Annotated in this window: 4 protein-coding genes; 3 read left to right on the forward strand and 1 reads right to left on the reverse strand. The window is 69.2% G+C overall.

Translation table 11 applies throughout. The features are described from left to right. A partial coding sequence (locus tag ACT86A_RS27365) for an SDR family NAD(P)-dependent oxidoreductase (RefSeq protein ID WP_445095108.1) occupies positions 1-362 on the reverse strand: 362 nt, incomplete at its 3' end. A gap of 105 nt (positions 363-467) precedes the next feature. Here ACT86A_RS27365 and ACT86A_RS27370 point away from each other — a divergent pair. The 3 genes from ACT86A_RS27370 to ACT86A_RS27380 all read left to right on the forward strand — a co-directional run. Next, entirely contained in the window at positions 468-1307 is an 840-nt protein-coding gene (locus ACT86A_RS27370; RefSeq protein ID WP_445095109.1) for a LysR family transcriptional regulator, read from the forward strand. Positions 1308-1532: 225 nt separating this feature from the next. Continuing rightward, complete coding sequence (locus ACT86A_RS27375) at positions 1533-2213, forward strand: hypothetical protein (RefSeq protein WP_445095110.1); 681 nt, start codon at positions 1533-1535, stop codon at positions 2211-2213. Between the two features lie 210 nt (positions 2214-2423). Then, positions 2424-3023 (forward strand): AfsR/SARP family transcriptional regulator (locus tag ACT86A_RS27380; RefSeq protein WP_445095111.1); only part of this gene is annotated, 600 nt, incomplete at its 3' end.

Genomic DNA, 3023 nt, shown 5'->3' on the forward strand with positions numbered 1-3023 from the left:
ATCACGAAGTCTGCGCCAGACCCGGTTTCCAGGACAGCTCGCACGGTCGCGGGATCGACCGTGGTCGGCGTCTGCGGCATACCGCCGGTGATCGCGGCGTTGTTGACCAGAACGTCCAGCCCTCCGGCATGGTCGGCGATCAATTCGGCCGCCGCGGCCACACTTGCGTCGTCGGTCACGTCGAGCGGCACACCGAACGCATCGGTCCCGGCCGCGCGGAGTTTCTCCACCGCGGTGTCGCGGCGTTGCCGATCGCGCGCGCCCACACCGATTCGCCAGCCGAGCGCGCCCAGGCCAGCGGCGATCTCGTATCCGATTCCCTTGTTCGCGCCGGTCACCAGCGCGATCGTCTGTTCACTCACACCGCCGATCCTGCTGCGGCTGCGGGTGCAGCGTCCAAGACCGATCGGGTAGGCGGCGATACCGCACGGGTATTGGTCGTGGTTATCGCCGGATACCATGACCTGGTGGAAACGCGGGAGATGCGATACTTCGTCGCCGTCGCCGAGGAGTTGCACTTCGGGCGGGCAGCACAACGGCTCGCGATCGCGCAACCGCCACTATCGCGAGCCATCCAGCAGCTCGAACGGCGGCTCGGCGTCGTCCTGCTGCACCGCACCGCTCGCGCCGTCGCCTTGACCGAGGCCGGGGCGGTGCTGCTGCGGGAGGCCCGGCTCGCGCTCGACGCGGTCGAAGCCGCCGAGCGGCGAACCCGCCGTGCCGCGGCCGACCGGCCCGGGGTGGTGCTGGCCACCAAGGCCGGAGCGTCCCGCGAACTGTTGTCGAAGCTGCTGCACGCCTACGCCGCCGAACCGGGCGCCGTGGCAGTCGAGGTGATGCTGTGCGGGCCAGGCCAGCCGGAAAGTCTGCTGCACAACGGGCGTGCCGACGTTGCTCTGCTGCACCGGCCGTACGACACGACAGCCGGATTCGACACCGAGAATTTGTACACCGAACAGCAGGTCGTGGTCCTCCCCACAGGGCACCCCCTCGCCAACCGACCCCACCTGTCGATGGCCGAAGTCAACACCCTTACGGACCTGCCCCTGCCGCGCTGGCCCCGACCGGACGGAAGTTATGCGGACGGCCCCGGCCCGCAGGTGCGTGACCATACCCAACTATTCCAACTGATCGCGCTCGGACTGGCCTGCGCGGTCGTACCCGAATCGCTGCGAACCCAGCTACGCGACGATCATGCCGTCGTGCCCGTGCCAGACGCACCGACCGTCACGACCGTCATCGCTTGGCCACCACACAGCAGATCCAAACCCATCGCCGACCTCGTCCACACCGCGACACGCCTCTAACCGACACCACTATGCGCCGACCGTATTCGAGCATCACCAATCTTTCGGCATACATCCGGATTCGGGATACTTACCACCGGGTTCGGATATCGGTACCGCCGCCGGATGGTATGGGACCGTGCGCACTGCGCCACCGTCGGTGCCGCTCATTCGTGGCAGGCGGTGCCTCGGGTTCGCAAGTCGGTGGCAAGTCGTGGTTAACGCTGGTAGCGGACAGTGTGTTCCATGACAAGGACTGAGGTACTGCTCGCGGCCGATCGAGACATCCGGTGGCGGGCCTATGCGCTGATCGCTGGGGGTGTGCTGTTCGCGGTGGGCAATGCGCTGCATCCGTTGGAACATTCCGAAGCCGCTGAACAGGCGAGCACCTGGGTGGCCGCACACCTGACCTTCACCGTCGGTGCGGTGCTACTGGCGGTCGGGCTCGGGGTGGTGACCGCGAGTTGGACCGACGCCGCCGACCACCGAGCGTCGGAAGGCGTCGGATCGGGTGCCACCGCCCCGCCGCCGAACGCAGGCGGCGGGATCGCGAAGGTCGCCACCGCCGCCGGAATCCTGTTGTATCTCGGTCTGACCCTGGCCATTCCGATCGGCGCGTACCACGAGATCTACGTGGCCCCGCAACTTTCCCACCACGAGCAACATCGAATCGAGGATGCCGCGCTGCCGGTGACCGGTCCGCTCGCCGCCGCCTTCCTGCTGGGAGCGTTGCTGATCGCGGTCTGCGCGCTGATCGCCCCGCGGCCCCGCATGGGCCGCGCCGCCGGAGCCCTGATCGTGCTCGCGGTCCTGGCCATGGCCGGGGCGGAGGGCCTGCCCGGTGCGGAGGGCCTGTGGATCATTCCCGGCACCATCGTGATGGGCCTGGTCCTCGCCGCCGCCGGAGTCCGCGCCCTGCGCGACTGAACCTCGCTGACCACGTCTCATCGGGACCGGTCCGCGTCGTTTCCGCGTTCGCCGCGTGCGATGCGGCCACCGGTCCGTCGGTCACGCTGTTCTCCGAGGGGAGTCGCTGCCCCGGATCGGTGCGTGTGGCGACCGATCGGGACTTAGGCTGGGGCAATGCGATCCGGCCGTGGAGTTACCGAACCGGCTGTCGCATGCGATGTACCACTCGTGGTGACTGTGGACGTACTCGGCGCGCTGCGTGTGACGGTGGACGGCCGCCCAGCGCCTTTGCGCGGGCCCATGCAGGGCGCGGTGCTGGCGCGACTGGTCGTGGCCGCCGGCGCAGTGGTGTCAGCCGATCGGCTGATCGAGGATCTGTGGCAGGGCGAACCGCCGCCCAAAGCCTCCGGCGCACTGCAAGCCCATATCTCCTACCTCCGCCGCGCCCTCGAACCCCACCGCCCGCCCCGCGCCCCCGCCCGCGTGGTGATATCCCAAGCCCCCGGCTACGCCCTGCGCGCCGAACCCACCACCGTGGACGCCTGGCATTTCGAGCGCCTGCTCGCCACCGCCGCTATCGAACCCGACCTATCGACCCGCTACCGAACCCTGGACACCGCACTGTCCCTCTGGCGCGGCCCCGCCCTGGCGGCCTACGCCGACTCCGACTGGGCCGCACCGGAAATCACCCGACTCACCGATATGCGCTGGACCGCAATGGAACAGCGCGCCGACGCCGCCCTGCGCCTGGACCGCCCCGCCGAGGCCGCCACCACGCTGCACCGCCTCGTCGCCGACCATCCCGAACGCGAAACCGCCGCTCGCCTG

This window comes from Nocardia glycosmidis, from assembly GCF_052545115.1.